Below are 25363 nucleotides of genomic sequence, written 5' to 3' on the forward strand. Positions count from 1 at the left end.
GGCCGCCTACGCCGGCATCGCCCCCGTCACCCACAAATCCGGATCGTCGATCAAGGGCGAACACCCGACACGGGCGGGCAATCGCAAGCTCAAACGGGCGTTCTTCCTCGCCGCCTTCGCTTCTCTGACGGACCCGGTCAGTCGGACCTACTACGACAAGAAACGTGCCGAAGGCAAGAAACACAACGCCGCCCTCATCTGCCTCGCCCGACGCCGCTGCGACGTCCTACACGCCATGCTCCGCAACGGCACCCACTACCAACCACCCCAGACCACACCGAGCGAAAACCTCCCCGCAGCCGCTTGACGTCCCCCATAGGGACACCCCCCCGTGTCGTCGTGCCGTGTCGTCGGGCCGTGTCGACCTGAGGCGCTGTGCCGACGGCACCACCGGTCCGCGGGAACGACCGAGCAGTGGGGGCGCGTCGCGGGCGCCCCCACCCGCCCGTGTCAGGCGGCGACGCGTTTCGCGGCGAGCCGTTCCGGCTTGGGCCAGCGGACGCCCCGGACCCAGCCGAGCTTCTCGAAGACCCAGATCAGCCGGGCGGAGATGTCGAGCTGCCCGCGCAGCACGCCGTGGCGGGCGCACGTCGGATCGGCGTGGTGGGAGTTGTGCCAGGACTCGCCCATGGACAGGATCGCCAGCGGCCAGAAGTTGGACGCCTTGTCGCGGCTGGTGAAGGGGCGTTCGCCGACCATGTGGCACACCGAGTTGACCGACCAGGTCACGTGGTGCGAGAAGGCGATACGCACGAGGCCCGCCCAGAAGAACGCCGTCACCGCGCCCCACCAGGACCACGTCACCAGTCCGCCGATGAGCGCGGGCAGGCCGAGGCTGGCCACGATCCACAGCGCGAAGAACCGGTTGACGATCTTCAGGTCCGCGTCGGCGAGCAGGTCCGGGGCGAAGCGCTGGTAGTTGGTGACGTCGCGCTTGAACATCCAGCCCATGTGGGCGTGCCAGAACCCGCGCAGCAGGGCGCCGGGGGAGGTGCCGAACAGCCACGGCGAGTGCGGATCTCCCTCCCGGTCGGCGAACGCGTGGTGCCTGCGGTGGCTGGCGACCCAGAAGATGACCGACCCCTGCACGGCCATGCTGCCTGCGATGGCGAGTGCGATCCGCAGCGGACGACCCGTCTTGAACGCACCGTGGGTGAAGTAGCGGTGGTAGCCGACGGTCACGCCGAGGGTCCCCACCGTGTAGAACGCGGCGGCGAGGCCGAGGTCGAGCCAGCTGAGTCCCCAACCCCAGGCGAAGGGGATCGCGACGACCAGGGCGGCGAACGGGACGAGCAGGAACGTCTTCAGCACCAGCATCTGGCCGGTGCTGCGGGCTTCACCGAGGAGGGGCTTCGGTCCGGACGCGCCGGATGCGGTTTCCGGTGCCTGTTCGGCGGTGCTCATGGGGGGGTGCGACCTCGTCTCGATGCAGTGGTAGGGGAGTGGGACGGTCTCGGGCCCGCGCCGAGGCGGGGCGCTCGGGGCCGCCGGAGAGCGGCGCCGGTCGGAGAATACCGGCAGGCGCCCGGGTCGTGGGTGGTTCGGCGATGACAGGTGACGAAACGTACGCCTCGTCGGCGTCGGCGCGCGCGTGAACGGACCGGCGCCGTGGGGTTGCGCCGGGAGCGGGCGGGCCGTGGGCGGCGACGGGGCCGCGGCGGGGCTCAGGAGGTGGTCGTGCCCGCGGTGGGGGATGCCGCGCCGTGCGTGTCGGCGTCGTGCGGGCCGGTGCCCGCGACGTGGTCGGCTGCGGGATGGTGGCTGACGGCGGGGCCGCGGTCGCGGGTGGCGCACCAGAGCGCGGACACGGCGACGATGACGGCGGCGGAGCCGAGGACGTGGAAGGACACGAGTTCCTCCGGCACGCCGAGTTGGTACTGCACGCTGCCGAGCACGCCCTGGGCGAGCGACACCACCCAGACGACGGCGTAGCGCCGCCGCAACGCCGTCGACGGCGGCGTCTCCGCACGCCTCCGCCACACGGCGACGCCGAGGGCGGCGAGGATCGCCAGGAACACCACGAGCAGGCCGCCGTGGATGAACGAGAGCGTCTCGATGGGCACGTCGAACCGCGGCGTGTCGGGGTCGCCGCCGTGCGGGCCTGCACCGGTGACGGTGGTGCCCGCGACCAGCAGTGCGGCGAGGGCGACGACGAGTGCCTGCAACAGTGGCCGGTGCCGGGCGGGCAGTACCGGACGCGGCTCCTCGTCGCCTTCGTCGAGGGCGTGGAGGAGCTGGGTGGCGAGCCAGACGAGGACGGCGGAGGCGAGGAAGTGGATCGCGACGGTCCACCACAGCAGGCCCGTGACCACGGTGATGCCGCCGATCACGGCCTGGGCGACGACGCCGCCGGGCATGGTCCACGCCAGCTTGACGAGCCGGGTGCGGCCGGGGTGGGCGAGCCTGATGCGCCAGGCCATGAGCACGCAGAGCGCGGCGACGACGCCGACGATGCCGGTGAGCAGGCGGTTCCCGAATTCGATCCACTGGTTGAACATCTCGTACTCGGGATGTTCAACCGGGAACATGCTGCCGGGGAAGCACTGCGGCCACGTGGGGCAGCCGAGGCCGGAGCCGGTCACGCGCACGACGGAGCCGGTGACGCCGATGCCGCCCTGGGTGATGATCGCGGCGATCGCGATGGTGCGTTGCACCGCGCGGGACGGATAGGGCAGACGGCCGACGAGCGAGGACAACCGCTCCACGAATGCGCTCACACTACAGATTGTAGGGGCAGCGCGGAGCGCTTCGTTATGGGCGGCGGCGGGAGCGGGCCGGCCGTAGGGGCAGCGCGGAGCGCTTCGTGTTGGGCGGCGGCGGGAGAGGGGCCGGTGTCGCCCCCAAGGGCACCTTGGTGGCGTTCAACGCCACGAATCTTCCCCTCGCGTCGGCCACGGGGTACGCGTGTCGTGCCGCCGTCACGGATCGCAGCGAGGGGCACCGTGGTTGCACCGAGTGCAACCAGCGTGCCCTTGGGGGCGGTGACGTGGCCGGGTCAGGTGAGCTTCGTGGTCCTGGTGGCGATCGCGGCGGCGACGGCGGCCCACACGGCGAGCACGGCGCAGGATCCTGCCGAGAACGCGCCGTCGACGAGGGCGGCGTGCAGACCCTCGGCGAGCGCGCCGGAGGGCAGCAGCGCGACGACCGTCGCGTAGGCGTCGGGCAGGGCGGACGGCACCATGAGGATGCCGCCCGCGAGCAGCAGGACGAACCACACGATGTTGGCGAGCGCCAGCACGGCCTCGGCCTTCAGCGCGCCGCCGAGCAGCACGCCGAGCGCCCCGAAGCACAGCGTGCCGAGCGCCAGCAGCACCACGCCGAAGGCGATGCCCGCCGCCGACGGCGACCAGCCGAGCAGCGCCGCGACACCGCCGAGGACGAGCACCTGCAACGCGACGACGACGAGCGCGGCGACGAGCCTGCCCGCGACGAGCAGCCACCGCGGCAGCGCCGTGGCGGAGAGACGTTTCAGTACGCCGTAGCGCCGGTCGAACCCGAGCGCGATCGCCTGCCCGGTGAACGCGGACGACAGCACGGCCAGCGCCAGGATGCGCGGGGTGATCCAGTCGACGCGCTCCATGCCGGCGAACTCGCCCGCGGGCAGTACGTCGAGCAGGCTGAGCCCGAGCAGCAGTGCGAGCGGGATGAGGAGGGTGAGCAGGATCTGCTCGCCGTGCCGGAGTGTCAACGCGGTCTCGACGCGCGCGTGCGTGGCGAGCATGCGCCCGAGCCGGCCGCGGCCGGGTGCGGGCGTGAAGGTGCCTGGGGCGAAGCGGGACGTCGTCACGTGCGCAGCTCCCGTCCGGTGAGTTCGAGGAAGACCTCTTCGAGGTCGCGTCTGCCGACGTGCAGCTCCTCGGCGAGTACGCCCTGCTGGGCGCACCACGACGTCACGGTGGACACGACCTGCGGGTCGACGTGGCCGATGACGCGGTACGAGCCGGGGCTGGACTCGCGGACGACGTACCCCTCGGGCAGGGCCGCGGCGAGCAGCCGGGTGTCGAGGCCGGGTCGAGCGCGGAAACGCAGCTGGGCGTCCTCGGCGTGCTCGGCGGTGAGGGCGCTGGGGGAGCCCTGGGCGACGACGGCGCCGTCGTCGACGATCATCACGTCGTCGGCGAGCGACTCGGCCTCCTCCATGAGGTGGGTCGTCAGCAGCACGCTCACCCCGTCGGTGCGGAGTGCGCCGAGCAGTTCCCACACGAGTCGCCTGGCCTGCGGGTCCATGCCTGCCGTCGGCTCGTCGAGGAACACCAGTTCCGGCCTGCCGATGAGGGCGCACGCCAGGGACAGGCGCTGCTGCTGGCCGCCGGAGAGCCGCTTGAACGGGGTGCGCCGGGTGCCGCCGAGGCCGAGAACGTCGAGCAGCCAGGCCGGGTCGAGCGGGTCGGCCGCGCAGGTTGCGACCAGCCGGAGCATCTCCTCGGCACGGACGCCGGGATAGGCACCTCCGCCCTGGGGCATGACACCGACCCGTGGGCGCAGGGCGGCGCCGTCCCGTGCCGGATCCAGGCCGAGCACGCGCACGGTGCCCGCGTCGGGGGTGCGGAACCCTTCGCAGATCTCGACCGTGGTCGTCTTGCCCGCGCCGTTGGGGCCGAGGAGGGCGAGGATCTCGCCTCTCGGCATCTTCAGATCCAGCCCGTCGACGGCGGTGACCGATCCGAAGCGCTTCACCAGACCGGTGATCTCGACGGCCGCAGCATTCACGAACGTCAAGGGTACGGCGTGCGGGCCGCGCGTTCGCGTCGCCCTGGGGCGGGCGGTGCGGTCAGGGCCTGCTTCGCGGAGCGTCCTCGCGGGTCGCCGCGCCGCTCGCCTCGGGGGCGGACTCGGTGGGGCGGGACGTGTCGCCTCCGGTGTCGGCGGAATCCGGCCCCTCGGCGTGCCCGCGGCGGTGGCCCCGGCGGGCGGGCCCCGGCGGGCGGAGCAGGTCGTCGGGGTCGGTGCGGGCGAACAGCACCGCGGGCGCACGCCACCAGAGCAGGGCCAACGCCCCGAGTACGACGAGTCCGCCCGCGAAGTACGCCTGCGGCAGGGTGTAGAGCCGGCCGTCGAACGGGCTGCCGTTCGGAGGGATCAGTACGGCCAGCACGACGGTCATGCCGGTGGCGAGCACGCGGAAGCGCGACGTGCCGGCCGAGGCGGCGAGCGGGATGATCGCCCACAGCAGCCACCACGGCTGCATCGCGACGTGCAGCAGCATGAACGCGCCGACGGAGACGCCGAGACCGATCATCGGGCGGTACCGCCAGTGGAGGCTGTCCCACAGGAACTTGACGGTGATCGCCCCCGCGGCGAGGTAGCTCAGGACGGCGAGCACGGCGATGATGCCGGCCGTGTGGTTGCCGAGTCCGAGCGCGACCCCGAGTACGCCGCCGAGCTGGCCGATCTCCGCGGTCGGGGCGATCCAGTTCCAGAGCTTCGTGGGGGTGCTCAGCCCGTTGACCCAGCCGTAGTCGAGGCCGACGCCGTAGGTCACCGCGGTCATGACGACGGCGCAGATCACGAGCATGCCGGCAGCGGCCTTGAGCAGGTCCGTGATGCCGCCGTACCAGCGGCGGGCGATCATCACGCCGAAGAAGCCGAGTGCGACGATCGCGTGGAGCTTGATCGTCGCGGCGACGGTGATGATCGCGGCGCCTGCGACGACGAACGCGATCTCGCCCGTGGCCCGTGGCGGCGGGGAGTCGCCGCGGACCCGGTACGGCAGGCGCCGGAGGCCGACTTCCAGGCCGAGCAGCATGAGCCCGATGCCGAGGGCGTCGTTGTGGGCGCCGCCGACGATGTGGAACAGCACGAGCGGGTTGGCCACGCCGAGCCACAGCGCGGTGCTCGGCGGAACGCCGAATCGGTCGGCGAGCCGGGGCAGGACCCACACGACGACGCCGAGGCCGACGAGGGTGAGCAGGCGGAACAGCAGGATGCCGCCGGAGACGTGCTCGCCCGTGATGCCGGTGATCCAGCTGCCGATGCGCAGGAACAGCGGGCCGTACGGGGCGGGGGTGTCGCGCCAGATGTTGGCGACGCCGACCACCAGCGGATCGCCGTTGCCGAGGGCCTCGGGCCCGACCTCGTACGGGTCCATGCCGCGGGTGAGGACCTCGCTCTGGCCGAGGTAGACGTACGGGTCACGGGTGAAGACCGGCGGGATCACCACGAGCGGGGCGATCCACAGCAGCAGCGTGCGGTGCAGCTCCCGCCTGCCGACGATGCGCTTGCGGCTGGGCCTGGCGAACCGGCCGAGCAGGAGCCACCCCGCGATCAGCATGATCATGCCGATGAACGCCAGCGCCAGCGACACCGTGGGAATACGGGCGAAGAGTCGTAGCACCGGCAGCGTGTTCACGGGGTTGAGCACCGGTGCGGCGCCGGCCCCGAGGGAACCGAAGGCCAGCATCAACGAGCCGAAGGTGCCGAAGGTCTGCACGAGGCGGACCGACCGCCGCTCGTCGGCCGTCAGGGGTTCGCGGTCGCCGGGATGGGCGGGTGACCGCGTGGGTACCCACACGGTGGCTGCCGCCAGCGACGACCGCGGCGAGCCGGAGTCTCCCGTCTCCCGGGGTCGCGCCGGACCGTCGTGGTCTCCCTGTCGTCGCCTGCGTCCCCTGCCGAAGGTCACGGGACCCCTCCCTGATGCCACGCCGAGAGACTAGCGGTGAGCAGCCGGTCTCCCCGGGGCGGTGGTCGCACGCCGGCCGAGAGCGCCCGCGTCTCGGGGCGCCCCCAAGGGCACCTTGGTCGCGTTGAACGCCACGAGGGTGCCCTTGGGGGCGTTCAACGCGACGGATCGTCCCCTCGCGGCGATGGGTACTCGCGTCGGTGGGCACGACTCCGGGGTACGGCTCCGGTGTCCGGCGCTGCACGTCCCGTCTCGGTGAGTCGGGTCACTGCCGGTGAGGCGCCTTTGCCTGCCGCGCGGAAATAAGACACAATTATGTTGTGAAAAACGACGGCACCCACGAACCGCAGGGCGGCACCGCGCCGCCGGTGGCGACGGGTTCCGTCACGGCACCGGTGCCACCCCCGGGATCGGACGGTGGCACGCGGGGCGAGGTCGCCCGGGTCCTGCTCGAACAGGGCCCGATGACCGCGGCCGCGGTGGCCGAACAGCTCGGTATCAGCCCGACGGCGGTGCGCAGGCATCTCGACGCACTGCTGGCGGACGCGGAGGCCGAGACCAGGGAGGCATCGCGACGCGGCCGGAGGGGGCGTGGCAGGCCCGCGAAACTGTTCCTGCTCACGGAGCAGGGCAGGGCGCGGTTCGGGCACGCCTACGACGACCTCGCGGTCTCCGCGATCCGGTTCCTCGCCGAGCACGTGGGCGAGGACGCGGTTCGTGCGTTCGCCGAGCGGCGCGTGGCGGCGCTCGTCGATCCGTACCGGGAGCAGATCTCGAACGAGGGTGTTCCCGCGGACAAGGCGGAGGCCCTGGCCGCCGTCTTGACCAGGGAGGGTTACGCTGCGTCGACCAGGCAGGTCGGCGCGGGCGGTCCGGACACCGGCGGCTCGGCCTCCTCCGGGAGTGATCTTCCGGACGTGGCGGGTACCGGAGTCTCCGGTACCGGAGCGCAGCTCTGCCAGCACCACTGCCCGGTGGCCCACGTCGCAGCGGAGTTCCCGCAGCTGTGCGAGGCCGAGACCGAGGCGTTCGCCCAGTTGCTCGGCACACACGTGCAGCGACTGGCCACCATCGCGCGCGGCGACGCCGTGTGCACGACGCACGTGCCCGGCCCGGCGCCGGGTCACGAAGCACGAACTCCGAATGGAGGGACGACCGCATGACTGCCGCTGCCGAGCAGCGCAATCCCACCACCACGCCGTTGAGCCAGGAAGAGACCATCGAGTCTCTCGGCAACTACGCGTTCGGCTGGGCGGACCCGGACACGGCGGGCGCGAGCGCTCGGCGTGGCGTCGACGAGGATGTCGTAACGGACATCTCGGAGAAGAAGTCCGAGCCGGAGTGGATGCGCGACGCACGCTTGAAGGCCCTGAAGCTCTTCGAGCGCAAGCCGATGCCCAACTGGGGCGCGGACCTGTCGGGGATCGACTTCGACAACATCAAGTACTTCGTGCGTTCGACCGAGAAGCAGGCCACCAGCTGGGAGGACCTGCCGACGGACATCAAGAACACGTACGACAAGCTCGGCATCCCCGAGGCGGAGAAGCAGCGCCTCGTCGCCGGCGTCGCCGCGCAGTACGAGTCCGAGGTCGTCTACCACCAGATCCGTGAGGACCTGGAGGCCCAGGGCGTGCTGTTCCTGGACACCGACACGGCACTGCGTGACTACCCGGAGCTGTTCAAGGAGCACTTCGGTTCGGTCATCCCGGCCGGTGACAACAAGTTCTCCGCGCTGAACACGGCCGTGTGGTCCGGTGGCTCGTTCATCTACGTGCCGAAGGGTGTGCACGTCGACATCCCGCTGCAGGCCTACTTCCGCATCAACACGGAGAACATGGGCCAGTTCGAGCGGACGCTGATCATCGTCGACGAGGACGCCTACGTGCACTACGTCGAGGGCTGCACGGCGCCGATCTACCAGTCCGACTCGCTGCACTCCGCGGTCGTGGAGATCGTCGTGAAGAAGGGTGGCCGCTGCCGCTACACGACGATCCAGAACTGGTCGAACAACGTCTACAACCTGGTGACCAAGCGCGCCAAGGCCGAAGAGGGCGCCACCATGGAGTGGGTCGACGGCAACATCGGCTCCAAGGTGACGATGAAGTACCCGTCGGTCTTCCTCATGGGCGAGCACGCCAAGGGCGAGGTCCTGTCGGTCGCGTTCGCGGGCGAGGGCCAGCACCAGGACGCGGGCGCCAAGATGGAGCACCTCGCGCCGCACACGTCCTCGACCATCGTGTCGAAGTCGGTGGCGCGCGGTGGTGGCCGCACCTCGTACCGGGGCCTGGTGAAGGTCGCCAAGCGGGCGCACCACTCGCGCTCCAGCGTGGTGTGTGACGCCCTGCTGGTGGACACGGTCTCCCGATCGGACACCTACCCGTACGTGGACATCCGCAACGACGACGTGTCCATGGGCCACGAGGCCACCGTGTCCAAGGTGAGCGAGGACCAGCTGTTCTACCTCATGTCGCGCGGTCTCACCGAGGAAGAGGCCATGGCGATGGTGGTGCGCGGGTTCGTCGAGCCCATCGCGCGGGAGCTGCCGATGGAGTACGCGCTCGAGCTCAACCGCCTGATCGAACTGCAGATGGAAGGAAGCGTCGGCTGACATGACGGTTGCTGACAACACCGCAGCCGCGAACGCCGCGGAGGCCGCCGAGGTGACGATCCCGGCGGCCTCCCGCGCGGAGCGTTTCGCCTCGTTCGACGTCGAGGCGTTCGAGGTCCCCGGTGGCCGCGAGGAGAACTGGCGCTTCACGCCGATGAAGCGCCTGCGCGGGCTGCACGACGGTTCGGCTCCGGCCACCGGCGAGTCCGAGCTGGAGCTCGATGCCGCGCCGGAGGTGCGTGTCGAGACCGTGGGCCGCGACGACGACCGCCTCGGTCAGGCCGGCGTGCCGAGCGACCGGATCTCCGCCCAGGCCTACTCGTCGTTCGAGAAGGCGACGCTGGTGACGGTTCCCGCCGAGACGAAGGCCTCGGCCCGCACGCTGGTGCGGCTGAACGGTCCCGGTGAGGGCAAGACCGCCTACGGTCACGTGCAGATCCGTGCCGAGCAGTTCGGCGAGGCGACGATCGTGCTCGACCACGTCGGTTCCGGCACCTACGCCGACAACGTGGAGTTCGTCCTCGGCGACGGCGCGCAGCTGACCGTCGTGTCGGTGCAGGACTGGGCCGACGACGCGGTGCACGTCTCCGAGCAGCACCTGAAGCTGGGCCGGGACTCCCGGCTCAAGCACATCGTCGTCACGCTCGGCGGCGACCTGGTGCGCGTCAGCCCGACGGCCACGTTCGCGGGCCCCGGCGGTGACGTGGAGATGCTGGGTCTGCACTTCGCCGACTCCGGCCAGCACCAGGAGCACCGGCTGTTCGTGGACCACGCCGTGCCGAACTGCAAGTCCAACGTCCTCTACAAGGGCGCGCTGCAGGGCGCCGACGCGCACTCGGTGTGGATCGGCGACGTGCTCATCCGCGCGGCGGCCGAGGCGACCGAGACCTTCGAGCTCAACCGCAACCTCGTGCTGACCGAGGGCGCCCGCGCCGACTCGGTGCCGAACCTCGAGATCGAGACCGGCGAGATCTCCGGCGCGGGCCACGCGAGCGCGACGGGCCGTTTCGACGACGAGCAGCTGTTCTACCTGCAGGCGCGCGGCCTGCCGGAGGACGAGGCCCGCAGGCTCGTCGTGCGCGGCTTCTTCCACGAGATCCTCATGAAGATCGAGGTCCCCGAGGTGCGCGAACGGCTCGAGGCGGCCATCGAGGCCGAACTCGAAGCCATCGGCGTGTAACGCGGCCGAACCATCACTGACGACTTCCGAACGCCGAAGAGAAACGAAGAAGGCATGGCCACACTGGAAATCAAGGATCTGCACGCCGACGTCGTGACCGACGAGGGCAACAAGCCGATCCTCAACGGCGTCAACCTGACGATCCGCTCGGGCGAGACCCACGCGATCATGGGCCCGAACGGCTCCGGCAAGTCGACGCTGTCGTACGCGATCGCCGGTCACCCCAAGTACGAAGTGACCTCGGGCGAGGTGCTCCTGGACGGCGAGAACGTCCTGGAGATGAGCGTGGACGAGCGCGCCCGCGCCGGCCTGTTCCTCGCGATGCAGTACCCGGTCGAGGTACCGGGCGTGTCGATGTCGAACTTCCTCCGCTCGGCCGCCACCGCGGTGCGCGGCGAGGCCCCGAAGCTGCGGCACTGGGTCAAGGAGGTCAAGGACGAGATGGGCCAGCTGGACATCTCCTCCGAGTTCGCCGAGCGCAGCGTGAACGAGGGCTTCTCCGGTGGTGAGAAGAAGCGCCACGAGATCCTGCAGATGGCGCTGCTGAAGCCGAAGTTCGCCATCCTCGACGAGACCGACTCGGGCCTCGACGTCGACGCGCTGCGCACGGTGTCGGAGGCGGTCAACGACTACAAGTCGAAGAACGAGGTCGGCGTCATGCTGATCACGCACTACTCGCGGCTCCTCAAACACATCGAGCCCGACTTCGTGCACGTGTTCGCCGGCGGCAAGGTCGTGCAGTCCGGCGGCAAGGAGCTGGCGGACGAGCTCGAGTCCGACGGTTACGTCAAGTACACGACGGAAGCCGCGGTCTGACACGTCACGCGCGGTCTGCCGGTGCGGTGACGGCACCGCTCCGGCAGACCCGGACCGAAGGGAGCCGGCGATGACCACCACGGATTCGCTGCCTGTGGACGTCACAGCGCTGCGAGCCGATTTCGCCATCCTGTCGCGCACCGTTCGCGACGGGAAACCGCTGGTGTACCTCGATTCCGGGGCGACGTCCCAGCGCCCCACGCAGGTGCTCGACGCCGAGCGGCGGTTCGTGGAGACGTCCAACTCCGCGGTCCATCGCGGGGCGCACCAACTGTCCGAGGAGGCGACCGACGCCTACGAGGGCGCCCGCGCGACGATCGCGTCGTTCGTCGGCGTGTCGCCGGGCGAGGTCGTGTTCACCAAGAACGCCACCGAGGGCATCAACCTCGTCGCGTACGCGATGAGCAACGCGGGCACGGCGGGCCCGGAGTCCGAGCGGTTCGCCCTCGGGCCCGGTGACGAGGTCGTCGTCACCGAGATGGAGCACCACGCCAATCTGGTGCCGTGGCAGCAACTGTGCCAGCGCACCGGGGCGACCTTGACGTGGTTCCCGGTCACCGACGAGGGCAGGCTCGACCTGTCCGAACTGGACTCGATGATCACCGAGCGGACGAAGGTGGTCGCCTTCGCCCACCAGTCCAACGTGCTCGGGACGGTGAACCCGGTCGAGCCGCTGGTGCGGCGGGCCCGTGAGGTCGGCGCGCTGGTCGTGCTCGACGCGTGCCAGTCCGTCCCGCACGGCGTGTACGGGCAGGGCGCGGTCGACTTCGGCGCCCTGGGTGTCGACTTCGCCGTGTTCTCCGGGCACAAGATGCTCGGCCCGTCGGGCATCGGCGTGCTGTACGGGCGGCGGGAGCTGCTCGAGGCGATGCCGCCGTTCCTGACCGGCGGTTCGATGATCGAACTGGTCCGGATGGAGGGGTCGACGTTCGCGCCGCCGCCGCAGCGCTTCGAGGCGGGCGTGCCGATGACCTCGCAGGCCGTCGGTCTCGCCGCCGCGGTGGACTACCTCAACGGTGTGGGCATGGAGCGCGTCGCCGCCCACGAGCACCTGCTCGCCGAGCGGGCGCTCGCAGGACTGTCGGAGATCCCCGGCGTGCGGATCGTGGGACCGGAGGACACGGTCGACCGCGGCGCGACCGTGGCGTTCGTCGTCGACGGTGTGCATCCGCACGACGTGAGCCAGGTGCTCGACAGCCTGGGCATCGCGGTGCGCGTGGGACATCACTGCGCGTGGCCGCTGCACCGGGCGTGCGGTGTGCCCGCGACGGTGCGCGCGTCGTTCTACTTGTACAACGAACCGTCCGAAGTGGATGCGCTGGTCGCGGGAGTGCGCGAGGCGCAGCGGTTCTTCGGAGTGGGGGAGTAGAGGCATGCAGCTCGAGAGCATGTACCAGGAGATCATCCTGGATCACTACAAGAACCCGCATGCCCGCGGCCTGCGTGAGCCGTTCGACGGCGAGTCGTTCCAGGTCAACCCGACCTGCGGCGACGAGGTGACCCTGCGCGTCAAGGTCACCGACGACGGCAAGATCGAGGACGTGTCGTACGAGGGGCAGGGCTGTTCCATCAGTCAGGCCTCGACGTCGGTGATGACCGACCTGGTGATCGGCCATTCCGTCGACGAGGCGATGACCACGATGGATGCGTTCACGGAACTGATGCAGGGGCGCGGCCAGGTCGAACCGGACGAGGACGTGCTCGACGACGGCATCGCGTTCGCCGGCGTGGCGAAGTATCCTGCGCGGGTGAAGTGCGCGTTGCTGGGATGGATGGCCTTCAAGGACGCACTGGCCCGCACATCGAACGGCGTGGAGGCCGGGTGAGCGACAATGGAGCTTGCGCAGCGCCGCTCACCGAGGCCGACTCCCGCAAGATAGAGGTGGAAGCATGACCGAAGCCGGCACGCAGCAGGAGCGAGAGGGCCGTACCGCGGCCGATCTCGAGCAGGAGGCGCAGGCAGCCGAGGCATCGTCGGCGGGCGGCGACGTCGCCAAGGTCGAGGACGTCGAGGAGGCCATGCGCGACGTGGTCGACCCCGAGCTCGGCATCAACGTCGTGGACCTGGGTCTGGTGTACGACATTCGGGTGGAGCCGGACAACACGGCGACCATCGACATGACGCTGACGTCGGCGGCGTGCCCGCTGACGGACGTGATCGAGGACCAGACGGCGTCGGTGCTGAAGGGCTCCGGAAAGCTGGTCGACGACTACCGGATCAACTGGGTCTGGATGCCGCCGTGGGGCCCGGAGAAGATCACCGACGACGGCCGCGAGCAGTTGCGCGCCCTCGGTTTCACCGTGTGAGGCGTTCGACGGCCTGAACCGACGTCACGTGCCGGACACCCGCTCCCGGGTGTCCGGCACGTGTGTGTCGTGGGGTGCCGCTGTGTCGTGGGGTGCCGCTGCGGCCGACGGTGGATGGCGCGTCGGCCGCAGCGGCGGTTCGGGCAGGGCGGCGGCTCGGGTAGGGGGTAGGGCGGCGCGGGCAGGCCGCGTGCCGGAGCGGCGCGTGTCAGAGGGACGCGCTGAGTGCTTCGAGGAGCGCCTCGGCGCGGCCGTCGGCGTTCTCGCTGCGCAGTTCGTTGGTGACGAACGAGAAGCCGAGTCCTTCGCGGGGCCATGCGCCGTGGCGGCCGCCGCCTGCCCCGGAGTGGCCGAACGCGCCCGCCGACCGTGACGCGGGGCCGTAGGTGCCGATGGGGTCCTCGAGTTCGTAGCCGAGGCCGAACCGCAGCGGCCGGTCGTTGATGGCGTCGATGCCCTCCGACCAGGTGCGGGTTGCCCGCGCCAGTGTGTCGGCCGGAACGACGTGCCCGTGGGCGAGCAGGTCGTAGAGCCGCGCCATGGCCCGCGCCGTGCCGGTGCCGCTTCCGGCGGCGAGTTCGGCGCGGCGGTAGGCCGCCGAGTTCATCAGTTGGTCGGAGTCGAGCAGGCCCGCGTACATGCGTTCGACGAGGGTGCGGCGCTCCGGGTCGTCGAGGAACGTGCTGATGGCGTACCCGGGTGCACGCTGCAGCCGTGCCGTGCGGCCGTCGAGGGACTCGGGCGTGCCGAGGTGCAGGTCGAGCCCGAACGGGTCGGCGACGACCTCCCGCACGAGGGTGCCGACGGAGCGGCCCGTCGCGCGGCGCAGCAGTTCGGCGACGAGGTGGCCGTAGGTCAGGGCGTGATAGGCCACGCGCGTTCCCGGCGTCCACAACGGATCCTGCGCCGCGAGCAGCGCCGCGCAGGATCCGTTGTCGAGCATGTCGTGCTCACCGTCCACATAGGGCAGACCGGCGGTGTGGGACAGCACCTGGCCGACCGTGGCGTCGGCGGTGAACTCGGGCCACAGGTCCCGCACGGGGGCGTCCGGGTCGATCACGTCGAGTGCGGCGACGACGGTGGCGACGACGCCCTTCGTGCCGGAGAACAGGACGCACAGGGTGTCCTCACGCCACGGCACGGCCGACGCCGGGTCGGCGAGGCCGCCCCACAGGTCGACCACCGGCGTGCCGTCGCGCACGACGGCGAACGAGGCGCCGCCGCGCGCGTCGGCGATCACGTCGGCGAAGACGCCGCGCACCGCGTCGAAACCCGGCGCGACGGATCCGTGGACGGCCATCGTCACATCCTCGGCGTGTTGGCGAGCAGTTCGCGGGTGTACTCGTGCGACGGCGAGTCGAGGACCTCGTCGACGGTGCCGGACTCGACGACCTCGCCGCCGCGCAGCACCGCGATCCGGTCGGCGACGTGCCGGGCCAGTGCGATGTTGTGGGTGACGAACAGCATCGCCATGCCCAGTTCCCGCCGCAGTTCGCAGAGCAGGTCGACGATCGTGGCCTGCACGGACACGTCGAGTGCCGAGGTCACCTCGTCGCACAGCAGCACGTCCGGTGTGGTCACCAGCCCACGGGCGATCGCGGCGCGCTGCCGCTGGCCACCGGAGAGCTCGTCCGGGAGCCGGTCCGCGAGTGCGGGGTCGAGGCGCACGCGTTCGAGCGTCTCGGTGACGCGCTCCCGGCGTGCGGCGGCGTCGAGGTCGGTGAGTGTCCGCAAGGGGAGTTCGACCGACTGGGCGATCGTCTTGCGGGGGTTGAGCGACGAGTACGGGCTCTGGAACACGTACTGCACCGCGCGCAGTTGCTCGGCGGTGCGCCGCTGGGTCGAGGCGGCCAACGGGCTGCCGGACACCGACACGGTGCCTGCGTGGGGTCTGCCCAGCCCGGCCACGCACTGCGACAGCGTGGTCTTGCCTGAGCCCGATTCGCCGAGCAGCATCAGGCATTCGCCCGCGCGCACCTCCAGCGCCACGTCGTGGAGCACCCGGTGGTCGCCGTACGAGACGGACAGGTCGGACACCGACAGGGCCGGCGGGCGCTCCCGGTCGCCGTTCGACGCGGATGCGGAACCGGAACCGCTTGCCACGTCGTGACGCTCCGCGGCGTGGCGACCGTCCGATACGGACTCGACCACGTGGGCGCCGGACGCGGACGGTGCGGCGGCGCCCGTGCCGTCGAGGTGCGGCACCGCGGTGACGAGCTCGAGCGTGTAGGCGTGCGAGGGCGCGCGGAGCACCTCCTCGGTGGAGCCGCACTCGACGACCTCGCCGCGGCGCAGCACCGCGACCCGGTGGGCGATCGTGGCGACCACCGCGAGGTCGTGCGTGATGTAGAGCGCGGCGGTGTCGTGCTCCGCGGTCAGTGTCGCGACCGTGCGCAGCACCAGCGTCTGCGTGGTGACGTCGAGTCCCGTGGTCGGCTCGTCGAGCACGACGACGCTCGGCCTGCAGGCGAACGCCATCGCGATGCCGACGCGCTGCTGCTGGCCGCCGGACAGTTCGTGCGGGTAGCGCCGCCGGTAGGACTCGTCGGCGGGGAGCCCGACCTCGGCCAGCACCTCGACGACGCGGGCGGACCGCTCGGCCGCGGACGCACCGTAGCCGTGCGTCTCGAGCACCTCGCAGATCTGCCTGCCGATGCGCAGCGCCGGGTTGAGCGAGGCGGCCGGGTCCTGCGGGATGTAGGCGACGGTGCTGCCGCGCAGCGACCGCCGTTCCCGCTCGCCCGCGGCCAGCACGGACACCGGCGCCGCGCCACCGGGCTGCACCGAGACGTCGCCGCCGCTGTGGACGAGCCCGCGGCGGAAGTGGCCGAGAGCCGCCAGCCCCGCCGTGGTCTTGCCGGAGCCGGACTCACCGACCAGTGCCAGCACCTCGCCGGGTGCGATCTCGTACGACACACCGTTGAGCACGGGCTGTCCGGTGACGGTGTCGACGCGCAGATCCCGGGCGACGAGGGTGTGGGCCACCGTGGTGGGGGCGGTCATGCCGAGGCCTCCTTCGCAGTGTGCGACGTGGTCGCGTCCGAGCTGCGCGCGGCCGCCGAGGCGAGCGAGTCGGTGATCAGGTTGGTGCCGACGGTCAGCACGGCGATCGCGAGCACGGGCAGCAGCACGCCCCACGGTTCGACGACCAGGGCGATGCGGTTCTCGTTGATCATCAGGCCCCAGTCCGCGGTGGGCGGTTGGATGCCGAGCCCGAGGAACGACAGCGACGCGACGTAACCGATGGAGTACGTCAGCCGCAGGCCGAGTTCGACCATCAGCGGACCGGTGATGTTCGGCAGTACCTCGCGCAGCAGGATGCGCCTGCGTGGCAGGGCGTACATGCGGGCGGCGCGGATGAAGTCCGCGTCCTTGACCGCCACGGTGGACTGTCTGGCCACGCGGGCGACACGCGGCGCGTGGGTGATGCCGATGACCAGCACCAGCAGCCAGCCTTCCGGGCCGATCATGGCGATCGCCAGCAGCGCGAACACCAGCTGGGGGAACGACAGCAGCACGTCGCTGCCGCGCATGATCAGCGAGTCGAGCCTGCCTCCGCTGTAGCCGGCGACCATGCCCAGCGCCGCTCCCAGCACCAGGCCGAGCGCGGTGGCCAGCACCGCGTAGATCAGCAGGGTCAGTCCACCGGCGAGGAACCGGGTCAGCACGTCACGGCCGAGACCGTCGGTGCCGGCGATGCCGCCCGACTGGAAGGGTTTGCCCGCGAAGCCCGTCGTGTCGTGACCGGTCAGCCAGGGGCCTACCCACGGGCCGAGCAACGCCACGGCGACGACGACCGTGGTGAGCGCCAGGCCGATCTTCGCCTGGGGCAGGGCCAATGCACGCCGCAGCAACGTGGGTCGTGTGGTCGTCGCCGTCATCGGGACACCTCCGCGCGCAGCTTGGGGTTGGTCATGATGCCGACGATGTCGGCGATCAGGTTCACCACGATGTAGACGCCCGCGATGAGCAGCGTGATCGCCTGGACGACCGCGACGTCACGGTTGTTGACCGCGTCGATGAGCGCCTGCCCGATACCCGGGTAGCGGAAGAGGAACTCCACCACCACGACACCGCCCGCGAGCCAGGCCAGCTGGATCGCGACGACCTGTGCGACGGGGCCGATCGCGTGCGGCACGGCGTGCCGGGTGATGACGACCCGTTCGGGGAGGCCTTTGAGGCGGGCCATCTCGATGTAACCGCTGTCGAGCACTTCGCTCATCGTCGCGCGCATCATGCGCGTGATGTAGGGGGTGACGACGAGCGTCAGCGTCAGGATCGGCAGCACGAGCTGGATCGGCTGGGACCACACCGGCTCGCCGGGCGGTGCCAGCGTCACCGACGGGAACACGGGCAGGACCGTCGTCGACAGCACGACGATCAGCGCGACACCGATGACGAACTCGGGCAGCGCGGCGACGACCAGGCTGATGCCGGACACGGTGTGGTCGACGGCGCGGCCGCGCCGCAACGCCGACCACGTGCCGAGCGCGAGACCGCCGGCCGTGCTGATCACGGCGGCGCCGACGAGCAGCACCAGCGACGCGCCGATGCGGCCACCCAACAACTCGGTCACCGGTCCCTGTGAGGCGGCCGACGTGCCGAGGTCGCCGGTGAGCACGCCGCCGAGCCAGTCGAGGTAGCGCTGCCACACGGGCGCGTCGAGGCCGAGTTGCTCGTTCAGTGCGGCGATGCGTTCGGGCGTGGCCTGCTGGCCGAGGATGGCCCGGGCCGGATCACCCGGCAGCAGCAACGTCGCGACGAACACCAGCAGCGACACCAGCCACAGCACGGCGACGCTGATCGCGAGCCTGCGCAGAATCAGTCGGAACACGAAATCCTCACCTCCTCAGCCGAGCCAGACGTGGCCGAACGAGTAACCGGACAGGGGCAGGCCGGTGCGGTCCGGGACGAGCCCGGCGACGTAGACCTGATGCGCGTCGACCTGGTTGACGAATCCCCAGACGATCAGGCCGCCGCGTTCGTACTCGATGCGCTGCGCCTGTTTGAGCAGCCGGGTGCGCTTTCCGGCGTCGCTCGTGCGATCGGCCGTGCGGACGAGCCGCACGAACTCCGGGTCCTGCCAGTGCGTCTCGTTGTAGGGCGAGTCCGGCAGCGAGCCGTTCGCGACCTGCGGAAGGTAGTTGCGCGTGTACCAGAAGTCCTGGGCGAAATCCCACTTCAGGTAGTTGTCGCCGTAGAAGGTGGTGGTGTCGACGCGGCGGAGGCGCACGGTCACCCCCGCGGCCTTCGCCTGCTGCTGGAACACCTGCGCGGCCTCGACCGCCCCGGCCTGGATGGGCGCGGTGACGAGTTCGATGTCGAGGTTCGACTTGCCCGCCTCGGCCAGGAGTCTGCGCGCCTCGGCGATGTTCTGCGTGCGCTGCGGCAGCTCGGAGGCGTACGCGGGGTCGAACGGCGCGTACAGGTCGTTGCCGACGCGGCCCTGACCGGACAGCACCTGATTGATCATCTGTTCTCGGTCGACGACGAGGCGCAGGGCCTGCCGGACGCGCACGTCGTCGAACGGCGGGCGGTCGACGCGCATGGTGAACGGCAGCCACGTGCCGGTCTCCGAGGAGAGGATGCGCATCCGCTCGTCGCTGCGCAGCACGTCGACCAGCGCGACGGGCACCTGGTCGATCGCGTCGACCTGGGAGGCGAGCAGCGCGTTGATCCGCGCGTCGTCCTCGGTGAAGTTGATGAGGACGAGCTCGTCGAGATACGGCCGGTCGGGACGCCAGTAGTGCGGGTTGCGCACGAACCGGCTCTGCAGGCCCGCGGTGAACGACTCGGCGCGGAACGGGCCGGTGCCGACCGGCTTCGCGACGTCGAAGTCGGCGGGCACGATGCCGAGGGAGTACTGGCCGAGGTAGTCGGCGAACACCGCGGACGGTTCGCTGAGGTGGAACTCGACCTGCCGGTCGCCCTTGGCCGTCACACGGTCGAGCATCGACAGGCTGGCCGCACCGGACTTCGGGTCGTCGGGGTCCATGATGCGGCGGAACGTGGCGACGACGTCCGCCGGGGTCACCGGCCTGCCGTCGTGGAACCGGATGCCGTCGCGGAGGGTCGCCGTCCACGTCGCCGAGTCGGCGGAGGGTTCGAGCTTCTCGGCGACGAGGTAGGAGACCTCGAAGTCGTGGTCGCGGTAGACCAGCGGTTCGTAGAGGTTACGGACCCGCGCGATGTCCGGGTTGGTGACGGGCGAGTGCGGGTCGAGCGAGTCGGAGGCGCCACCGCCGGTGACGCCGACGCGCAGCGTGCCGCCGCGCTTCGGGGGACCGGTCGGCGCCGCGGCGGCGTCGCTGCGCCCGCCGCAGGCCGACAGGAACGGGACGGCGCCGGCCAGTGCGGCGCTACCGAGGAGGAACTTCCTTCGAGAGATACGGGTGTCGTGGTTGTCGAGGGACATGAAGGGCTTTCCGTCGGGGACAGGGGCGGGTCATGAGCGGATCGCTCTTCCCGCGTACTCCGGCGCCGGCTGGAGCAGGCGGCGGAGCTTGTCCGCCACGTGATCCGGGAACGGCGCCGCCCCCTCGTCGGCGACGTGGATCGCCGTCAGCTCTTCGGTCGCCACGAGCTCTCCGCCGACGCGGAGTTCGTGGCACAGCACGGCCTTCCTGGCCGCCACCGAGGTCACAAACGTGGTGACGTGGAGGTCGGCGCCGGGGCCGACCTCGCGCAGGTACCGCACGTGTGCCTCGACGGTGTAGAGCGAGCATCCGGTCTCGGCGCGGTACGCCTCGTCGAGACCGACGTGGTCCATCAGGTTCGTCGTGGCGAAGCCGAACACCATCACGTAGAACGGCTCGCTGAGGTGACCGTTGTAGTCGATCCAGTCGTCACGGACCCGGTCGCGGTAGTCGAGCACGTCAGCCATCGGTGCGCCCCCGCGATTCGGCGGCGGCGCGCTGCACCGCGATGACGGCGCGGTCCCGCTCGGCGACGAGCTCGGCGATGCTCCGGCCATCGGCCTCGGACTCGCAGCCCGCGACCATGTCGTCGCGCAGCCGGGCCGTCAGCTCCGGCGCGGTGAGCCTCGTCCACGGCGCCTCGAGCGACGGTCCGAAGTGGTCCAGCATGTGTGCCATGCCGCCCTCGCCGCCCGCGAGGTGGAACGTCAGACACGGTCCGTGGACCGGCCAGCGCAATCCGGGACCGTCGGTGATCGCGGTGTCGATCTGCTCGACGGTCGCCTCGCCCTCGGACACCATGTGCAGCGCCTCCCGCCAGAGCGCCTCCTGCAGGCGGTTGGCGATGAAGCCCGGCAGCTCGCGATCCATGGTGATGACGGACTTGCCGACGTGGCGGTAGAACGCGCTCGCCCGGTCGACCGCCCAACGTTCGGACTTCTCGCCGCCGACGACCTCGACGAGCGGGATGAGGTACGGCGGGTTGAACGGGTGGCCGACGACGAGCCGCGCGGGGTTCGCTGCGGTCGTGGCCATGTCGCTCATCGGGAAGCCCGAGGTGGACGAGGCGATGACGACGTCCGGGGCCGTGACGGCGTCGATGTCGGCCAGCAGCGTGCGCTTGAGGTCGAGGTCCTCGGGCGCGCTCTCCTGCACGAACCCGGCGCCGTCGACGGCCTCGGCCAGCGTCGGCAGCACGGTCAGGTTGTCCTGCGAGGCACCCTCGGCCAGGCCCAGTTCGGTCAGCGCGGGCCACGCGCCGGCCACGACGCGGCGCAGTTTCGCCTCGGCGTCGGGAGCCGGGTCCCAGGCGCGCACCCGGTAGCCGCGGGCGAGGAAGTGGGCGGCCCAGCCGCCGCCTATGACGCCGGCGCCCACGCAGGCGACGGTCGTGATGTCGTGTGCGGTGATGTCGGTGGGGTGCTCAGCCACGGCCCGCTCCCTTCAGGTTCAGCTGGGCACGTGCCTCGTCCGGGGTGGCGACGGTGCCGCCGAGACCCTCGACGATGCCCACGGCGCGCTCGACGAGCTGGGCGTTGGTCGCCTTGACGCCCTTGGCGAGGTACAGGTTGTCCTCGAGTCCGACGCGCACGTGCCCGCCGAGCAGCGCCGACTGCGCCACCCACGGCAGCTGGTTGCGGCCGATCGCGAACGAGGCCCACTGTGCGCCCTCGGGCAGCATGTTGACCATCGTCTGCAGCAGCTCGGGGTTCGCCGGGGCGCCGTAGGGGATGCCCATGCACAGCTGGAACAGCGGCGGGGCGTCGATCAGGCCTTCCTCGATCAGTTTCGTCGCCAGCCACAGCTGCCCGGTGTCGAAGATCTCCAGTTCGGGCTTGACGCCGAGTTCCTGGATCCGCTTCAGGCCGGTGCGCAGCATGTCCGGAGTGGACACGTACAGCTGGTGGCCCTCGCCGAAGTTGAGCGAGCCGCAGTCCTGGGTGCAGATGTCGGGCAGCAGCTCCTCGACGTGCGGCAGCCGGTCGGTGGCGTTGACCAGGTCGGTGCCGTCGACGGGCTTGAGCGGGTCCTCCTCGTCGAGGAAGAGGTCGCCGCCCATGCCCGCGGTCAGGTTGACGACGACGTCCACACCGGACTCCCGGATGCGGCACACGGCCTCGCGGTACAGCGCGACGTCACGGGATCCCTGGCCTGTCTCGATGTTGCGCACGTGAATGTGGACGACGGCGGCACCCGCGTTGGCGGCGGCGACGGCGTCGGAGGCGAGCTGCTCCGGTGTCACCGGCACGTGCTCGCTCTTGCCCACGGTGTCCCCCGCGCCGGTCAGCGCGGCGGTGACGATGACTCTGTCTCGCATGGAGGGTTTCACATTCCTTTTCCGGCGATGGTGCGGTCGATGAAGTCCTTCAGGTGTTCACGCATGGCGTCGACCGAACTGCCCGGCTTGCCGGTGAGTACCTGGATGCCGAGCCCGTCCACGAGCGCGCTCAGCTGGGTGGTGATCGCGTCGGGGTCCCGCTCCGCGAACACGCCCTGCTCCTGTCCACATCGGATCGTCATCGCGATCGTGTGGAACCACCGGTCGTAGGAGTCCCAGTAGAGGCTGCGCATCTCGGGGTTGAGCGCGGACTCGTTCCACACCTGCAGCCACACCGACCACTCGTCGCGGAGCAGCCCGTCGGTGGGCAGCTGCAGCTCGACGAGCCGCAGCAGCCGTTCGTAGGCGTTGTCGATCGTGTGGAGCTCGGCGACCTGCCGGTCGAACGCGAGCTTCACGTTGCGCCGCAACGCCTCGGTGAGCACGGCCTTCTTGGTGGGGAAGTGGTAGTGGATGCTCGCCGCGCTCTGGCCGCACGCCGTGGCGATGTCGGCGATGCGCACGTGGTGGTAGCCACGCTCGGCGATGAGCTCCCACGCGGTTTCCAGGATTCTCCTGCGGGTCTCCGGTTGTGGGCCGTCCTGTGTGGAGCTCGCCGAGGGGGCGGGCACCGCGGTGACGGTCACGGCGTCGTCGCTGCCGTTCAACAGCCAGTTCACCGTGACACCGGAGTGTTCGGCGATCCGGACGAGTTCGAGGGGCGAAAACCTGCGGGTTCCCTTGAGCGATTTGGACAGTTTGGTTTCGTCCAGTCCGATCGCCGCCGCGAACTCTCGCTGTGCGCCGGGCTTCGCGGGGAGCAGTCCCCGGATTCGGTCGCGCAGTCCATCCGTGTCGGCCATGTCGCCCGACCGTAGTAACCACTTGCGACGATCGCAAGAGGCTGACTGGTAATTCAGTCAGTCGCAAGTCCGTGAGCTGCAGATACGCGGGCAAGGAGGCGTGGGTCACCGCCATGCGGACGGTCCGATGAACGCGGTCGCGGCGAGGGTGCGGGCGCAGGCGGGTTTCGGAGGATGGGCCCACGCCTCACCTGCGGTCGCATAGTGTGTCGCGCATGGGTACTACGGACACCGCGCGCACGACACGACGGAACGCCGAAGCGGAGGCCGGAGGTTTCGCGGATCTGGTGAGCAGCCCGTTCCGCATCGACAGGGATCGCATCGCCGCGTCGCCGTACTTCGCCCGGTTGTCCGGTGTCACCCAGGTGGTCAGCACGGGTGGTTCAGGGCTGTTGCACAACCGGCTCACCCACAGCCTGAAGGTCGCGCAGGTGGCGCGGGCGATCGCGGAACGGCTCGGCGCCGACGGGGAGGCGAGCGCGGTGGTCGGCAAGCTCGGCGGGTGCGACCCGGACGTCGCGGAGGCCGCGGCGCTCGGCCACGATCTCGGGCATCCGCCGTTCGGGCATCTGGGCGAGCAGGTCCTGGATCGCATCGCGCGGCGGAGGTACGGCCTGTCCGACGGGTTCGAGGGCAACGCCCAGACGTTCCGGATCGTGACGACCACGGAGGTGGGCGGCCCGACACCGGAGGGGCTGAATCTGACGACGGCCACGCGCGCCGCGCTGCTGAAGTACCCGTGGCTGCGGCTCCATCGGCCGGAACCGCACCCGGCGACGATGGACGAACCACCGCGCGGAGCGGCCGAGGGGGAGGAGCCGGGCACCGGGTCGGCGAAGTTCTCGGCGTACGTCACCGAACTCGACGACGTCGACCAGGCCCGCGCGCCGTTCGCCGACCTGGTCGCGCCGTGGCAGCAGACCGTCGAGGCGTCGGTCATGGATCTCGCCGACGACATCGCATACGCGATCCACGATCTGCAGGACTTCCACCGGATCGGGGTGTTGCAGCACGCGTCGGTGGCGACGGAGTTGGGCCGGTGGCTCGCCGAGCCGGGCGCGTTCGCGGCGCTGTCGGACGAGACGTTGCGTGAGGTGCACGGCCGTCCGGGCCGGTCGCTGGAGGCGCTGCGGCGGCGGCTGCATGCCAAGGACACGTGGATCGCCGACGACGCGGTGTTCGCGGGCGCGGTGGCGCGGGTCCAGCATCAGTTGGTCGATGGTCTGCTGGCCAGCCCGTTCGACGGGTCGGTGGAGGCCGAACAGGCGATGGCGACGTTCTCGGCGGGCTGGACGGCGCGGCTGGCCGACGGCGTGATCGTCACCCCGTCTCCGACGACCCGCAGCGGCCACGTGACGTTGCGGCAGCCGCAGTGGCACGAGGTGCAGGTGCTGAAGTTCGTGCACCGGCAGTTCGTGTTACAGCGGCCGGATTTCGCGTTGCACCAGCGCGGGCAGGCCGCCCTGCTGACGTCCCTTGTGGACGCACTCGACAGTTGGCTCGGCGACCGCGACGAGGCCGACCGGCTGCCCCGCAAGCTGCACGACCTGGTGGCGCTGGCCGGCAAGGAGTACGGCCGGCTGGTGCGCGAGAGTCCGGAGCTGCTGGTCGGCGCGACCGGGGAGCGGGTCGCGGGCGCCGACGCCGTCCGCGGGTTGGCGCGTGGCCGCGCGGTGGTCGACTTCGTCGCCTCGCTGACCGATGCGCAGGCCGCGACCATGCTCGAGGCCATCACCGGACGCGGCGGCCAGCCGTGGTCGGACTCGTTCGTCCTGTGACGACCGCCCCGGCCGCGTACTGCGTCAGGGAGGCGGTCACCGGCGTTACGGGTACACGTCGGCGTCACCGACGTGTGGCCCCCTGCGCTTAGAAGGGTGGGTTGTCGGGGAGTGGTGGTGGTTGTGGTGTCTGCCGCCGTGGCGGCGTCAGCCGCCGTGGTGGCCGTGGCGGCGTCTGGCGGGGTGGTCGTGGGGTGAGGATGGGTTCGTGGTGTGCGGTGTAGGTGGCGCCGTGGGGTGTGGTGACTGACGAGGTGCCGTGGTGGGGGTTGTGGTGGGTGGTCCAGCCGGGGGCGTTTTTCAGTCGGTGGTGTCGGCGGCAGCGTGGTGCGGTGTTGGTGGTGGAGGTGGGGCCGTGGTCGCGGGCCCATTCGTGGTGGTGGTCGAGGTCGCAGTGGCGGGCTGGGCGGTGGCACCAGGGGATGAGGCATTCGCGGTCGCGTGCGCGGACGAGGT

At 70.7% G+C, this 25363-nt stretch carries 23 protein-coding genes; 9 read left to right on the plus strand and 14 right to left on the minus strand.

Features of this window, described 5'->3' with window-relative positions; genetic code table 11:
- On the plus strand, positions 1 to 307 hold a 307-nt coding region (locus LY13_RS24415), incomplete at its 5' end, for a transposase (protein ID WP_253829543.1).
- A gap of 143 nt (positions 308 to 450) precedes the next feature.
- Here LY13_RS24415 and LY13_RS24420 read toward each other — a convergent pair.
- From LY13_RS24420 to mptB, 5 genes are all read right to left on the minus strand, one after another.
- Entirely contained in the window at positions 451 to 1404 is a 954-nt protein-coding gene (locus LY13_RS24420) for an acyl-CoA desaturase (RefSeq protein ID WP_253830914.1), read from the minus strand.
- Positions 1405 to 1664: 260 nt separating this feature from the next.
- Complete coding sequence (locus tag LY13_RS24425) at positions 1665 to 2717, minus strand: COX15/CtaA family protein (RefSeq protein ID WP_253830915.1); 1053 nt, start codon at positions 2715 to 2717, stop codon at positions 1665 to 1667.
- A gap of 278 nt (positions 2718 to 2995) precedes the next feature.
- Positions 2996 to 3721, minus strand: a complete 726-nt coding sequence (locus tag LY13_RS24430) for an ABC transporter permease (RefSeq protein ID WP_253830933.1) — start codon at positions 3719 to 3721, stop codon at positions 2996 to 2998.
- 62 nt (positions 3722 to 3783) lie between these two features.
- On the minus strand, positions 3784 to 4710 hold the full coding sequence (locus LY13_RS24435) for an ABC transporter ATP-binding protein (RefSeq protein ID WP_253830916.1): 927 nt from the start codon (positions 4708 to 4710) through the stop codon (positions 3784 to 3786).
- Positions 4711 to 4771: 61 nt separating this feature from the next.
- A complete protein-coding gene (mptB, locus tag LY13_RS24440) occupies positions 4772 to 6511 on the minus strand; it encodes a polyprenol phosphomannose-dependent alpha 1,6 mannosyltransferase MptB (protein ID WP_253830934.1) in 1740 nt (579 codons plus the stop codon).
- Between the two features lie 431 nt (positions 6512 to 6942).
- Between mptB and LY13_RS24445 the strand changes: the two genes are divergently transcribed.
- The 7 genes from LY13_RS24445 to LY13_RS24475 all read left to right on the plus strand — a co-directional run bounded on the left by LY13_RS24445 (position 6943) and on the right by LY13_RS24475 (position 13533).
- The gene (locus tag LY13_RS24445; RefSeq protein ID WP_372493893.1) at positions 6943 to 7785 is read left to right on the plus strand and encodes a helix-turn-helix transcriptional regulator; all 843 of its coding nucleotides are present in this window, start codon (positions 6943 to 6945) and stop codon (positions 7783 to 7785) included.
- Positions 7782 to 9230 (plus strand): Fe-S cluster assembly protein SufB, encoded by a 1449-nt coding sequence (gene sufB, locus LY13_RS24450; protein WP_253830917.1) that lies wholly within the window; start codon positions 7782 to 7784, stop codon positions 9228 to 9230. Before LY13_RS24445 ends, sufB begins: the two co-directional genes overlap by 4 nt.
- 1 nt (position 9231) lies before the next feature.
- On the plus strand, positions 9232 to 10410 hold the full coding sequence (gene sufD, locus LY13_RS24455; RefSeq protein ID WP_253830918.1) for a Fe-S cluster assembly protein SufD: 1179 nt from the start codon (positions 9232 to 9234) through the stop codon (positions 10408 to 10410).
- A 54-nt stretch (positions 10411 to 10464) separates the two neighbouring features.
- Positions 10465 to 11226 carry a Fe-S cluster assembly ATPase SufC gene (sufC, locus tag LY13_RS24460; protein WP_253830919.1) on the plus strand — a complete coding sequence of 254 codons (762 nt, stop codon included), beginning with the start codon at positions 10465 to 10467 and terminating at the stop codon, positions 11224 to 11226.
- A 70-nt stretch (positions 11227 to 11296) separates the two neighbouring features.
- Positions 11297 to 12595 (plus strand): cysteine desulfurase, encoded by a 1299-nt coding sequence (locus LY13_RS24465; protein WP_253830920.1) that lies wholly within the window; start codon positions 11297 to 11299, stop codon positions 12593 to 12595.
- Positions 12596 to 12599: 4 nt separating this feature from the next.
- On the plus strand, positions 12600 to 13052 hold the full coding sequence (gene sufU, locus LY13_RS24470) for a Fe-S cluster assembly sulfur transfer protein SufU (protein ID WP_253830921.1): 453 nt from the start codon (positions 12600 to 12602) through the stop codon (positions 13050 to 13052).
- 64 nt (positions 13053 to 13116) lie between these two features.
- Positions 13117 to 13533, plus strand: coding sequence for a metal-sulfur cluster assembly factor (locus LY13_RS24475; protein WP_253830922.1), 417 nt, complete (start codon positions 13117 to 13119; stop codon positions 13531 to 13533).
- Between the two features lie 208 nt (positions 13534 to 13741).
- Here the strand turns inward: LY13_RS24475 and LY13_RS24480 are convergent, their stop codons facing one another.
- Genes LY13_RS24480 through LY13_RS24520 form a run of 9 tightly spaced genes read right to left on the minus strand, consistent with a single transcriptional unit; the run spans position 13742 to position 23129 of the window.
- Positions 13742 to 14833 carry a serine hydrolase domain-containing protein gene (locus LY13_RS24480; protein WP_253830923.1) on the minus strand — a complete coding sequence of 364 codons (1092 nt, stop codon included), beginning with the start codon at positions 14831 to 14833 and terminating at the stop codon, positions 13742 to 13744.
- Between the two features lie 2 nt (positions 14834 to 14835).
- On the minus strand, positions 14836 to 16536 hold the full coding sequence (locus LY13_RS24485) for an ATP-binding cassette domain-containing protein (RefSeq protein ID WP_253830924.1): 1701 nt from the start codon (positions 16534 to 16536) through the stop codon (positions 14836 to 14838).
- Positions 16533 to 17414, minus strand: coding sequence for an ABC transporter permease (locus LY13_RS24490; protein ID WP_253830925.1), 882 nt, complete (start codon positions 17412 to 17414; stop codon positions 16533 to 16535). The genes LY13_RS24485 and LY13_RS24490 overlap by 4 nt, the downstream gene beginning before the upstream one ends.
- Positions 17411 to 18367 (minus strand): ABC transporter permease, encoded by a 957-nt coding sequence (locus tag LY13_RS24495; RefSeq protein ID WP_253830926.1) that lies wholly within the window; start codon positions 18365 to 18367, stop codon positions 17411 to 17413. The genes LY13_RS24490 and LY13_RS24495 overlap by 4 nt, the downstream gene beginning before the upstream one ends.
- Before the next feature lie 15 nt (positions 18368 to 18382).
- The gene (locus LY13_RS24500) at positions 18383 to 19948 is read right to left on the minus strand and encodes an ABC transporter substrate-binding protein (protein WP_253830927.1); all 1566 of its coding nucleotides are present in this window, start codon (positions 19946 to 19948) and stop codon (positions 18383 to 18385) included.
- A gap of 30 nt (positions 19949 to 19978) precedes the next feature.
- Positions 19979 to 20416 carry a thioesterase family protein gene (locus LY13_RS24505; protein WP_253830928.1) on the minus strand — a complete coding sequence of 146 codons (438 nt, stop codon included), beginning with the start codon at positions 20414 to 20416 and terminating at the stop codon, positions 19979 to 19981.
- The gene (locus tag LY13_RS24510) at positions 20409 to 21380 is read right to left on the minus strand and encodes a 3-hydroxyacyl-CoA dehydrogenase NAD-binding domain-containing protein (protein ID WP_253830929.1); all 972 of its coding nucleotides are present in this window, start codon (positions 21378 to 21380) and stop codon (positions 20409 to 20411) included. Before LY13_RS24510 ends, LY13_RS24505 begins: the two co-directional genes overlap by 8 nt.
- Positions 21373 to 22266 carry a beta-keto acid cleavage family enzyme gene (locus LY13_RS24515; RefSeq protein WP_253830930.1) on the minus strand — a complete coding sequence of 298 codons (894 nt, stop codon included), beginning with the start codon at positions 22264 to 22266 and terminating at the stop codon, positions 21373 to 21375. Before LY13_RS24515 ends, LY13_RS24510 begins: the two co-directional genes overlap by 8 nt.
- Before the next feature lie 8 nt (positions 22267 to 22274).
- Positions 22275 to 23129 (minus strand): TetR/AcrR family transcriptional regulator, encoded by an 855-nt coding sequence (locus LY13_RS24520; RefSeq protein WP_253830931.1) that lies wholly within the window; start codon positions 23127 to 23129, stop codon positions 22275 to 22277.
- A 215-nt stretch (positions 23130 to 23344) separates the two neighbouring features.
- Between LY13_RS24520 and LY13_RS24525 the strand changes: the two genes are divergently transcribed.
- On the plus strand, positions 23345 to 24907 hold the full coding sequence (locus LY13_RS24525) for a deoxyguanosinetriphosphate triphosphohydrolase family protein (RefSeq protein WP_253830932.1): 1563 nt from the start codon (positions 23345 to 23347) through the stop codon (positions 24905 to 24907).
- Positions 24908 to 25363: the final 456 nt, after the last annotated feature.

It is taken from the genome of Prauserella aidingensis, assembly GCF_024171865.1.
GTDB lineage: Bacteria > Actinomycetota > Actinomycetes > Mycobacteriales > Pseudonocardiaceae > Prauserella > Prauserella aidingensis.

What these genes read in the sequence shown, in the direction of transcription:
- LY13_RS24515 (WP_253830930.1), bottom strand. Translation starts at nt 22,266, where the DNA reads ATGCGAGACAGAGTCATCGTCACCGCCGCGCTGACCGGCGCGGGGGAC.
- sufU (WP_253830921.1), top strand. Translation starts at nt 12,600, where the DNA reads ATGCAGCTCGAGAGCATGTACCAGGAGATCATCCTGGATCACTACAAG.
- LY13_RS24480 (WP_253830923.1), bottom strand. Translation starts at nt 14,833, where the DNA reads ATGGCCGTCCACGGATCCGTCGCGCCGGGTTTCGACGCGGTGCGCGGC.
- LY13_RS24525 (WP_253830932.1), top strand. Translation starts at nt 23,345, where the DNA reads ATGGGTACTACGGACACCGCGCGCACGACACGACGGAACGCCGAAGCG.
- LY13_RS24420 (WP_253830914.1), bottom strand. Translation starts at nt 1,404, where the DNA reads ATGAGCACCGCCGAACAGGCACCGGAAACCGCATCCGGCGCGTCCGGA.
- LY13_RS24465 (WP_253830920.1), top strand. Translation starts at nt 11,297, where the DNA reads ATGACCACCACGGATTCGCTGCCTGTGGACGTCACAGCGCTGCGAGCC.
- LY13_RS24520 (WP_253830931.1), bottom strand. Translation starts at nt 23,129, where the DNA reads ATGGCCGACACGGATGGACTGCGCGACCGAATCCGGGGACTGCTCCCC.
- LY13_RS24475 (WP_253830922.1), top strand. Translation starts at nt 13,117, where the DNA reads ATGACCGAAGCCGGCACGCAGCAGGAGCGAGAGGGCCGTACCGCGGCC.
- LY13_RS24500 (WP_253830927.1), bottom strand. Translation starts at nt 19,948, where the DNA reads ATGTCCCTCGACAACCACGACACCCGTATCTCTCGAAGGAAGTTCCTC.
- sufD (WP_253830918.1), top strand. Translation starts at nt 9,232, where the DNA reads ATGACGGTTGCTGACAACACCGCAGCCGCGAACGCCGCGGAGGCCGCC.
- LY13_RS24485 (WP_253830924.1), bottom strand. Translation starts at nt 16,536, where the DNA reads ATGACCGCCCCCACCACGGTGGCCCACACCCTCGTCGCCCGGGATCTG.
- sufB (WP_253830917.1), top strand. Translation starts at nt 7,782, where the DNA reads ATGACTGCCGCTGCCGAGCAGCGCAATCCCACCACCACGCCGTTGAGC.
- sufC (WP_253830919.1), top strand. Translation starts at nt 10,465, where the DNA reads ATGGCCACACTGGAAATCAAGGATCTGCACGCCGACGTCGTGACCGAC.
- LY13_RS24490 (WP_253830925.1), bottom strand. Translation starts at nt 17,414, where the DNA reads ATGACGGCGACGACCACACGACCCACGTTGCTGCGGCGTGCATTGGCC.
- LY13_RS24430 (WP_253830933.1), bottom strand. Translation starts at nt 3,721, where the DNA reads ATGCTCGCCACGCACGCGCGCGTCGAGACCGCGTTGACACTCCGGCAC.
- LY13_RS24505 (WP_253830928.1), bottom strand. Translation starts at nt 20,416, where the DNA reads ATGGCTGACGTGCTCGACTACCGCGACCGGGTCCGTGACGACTGGATC.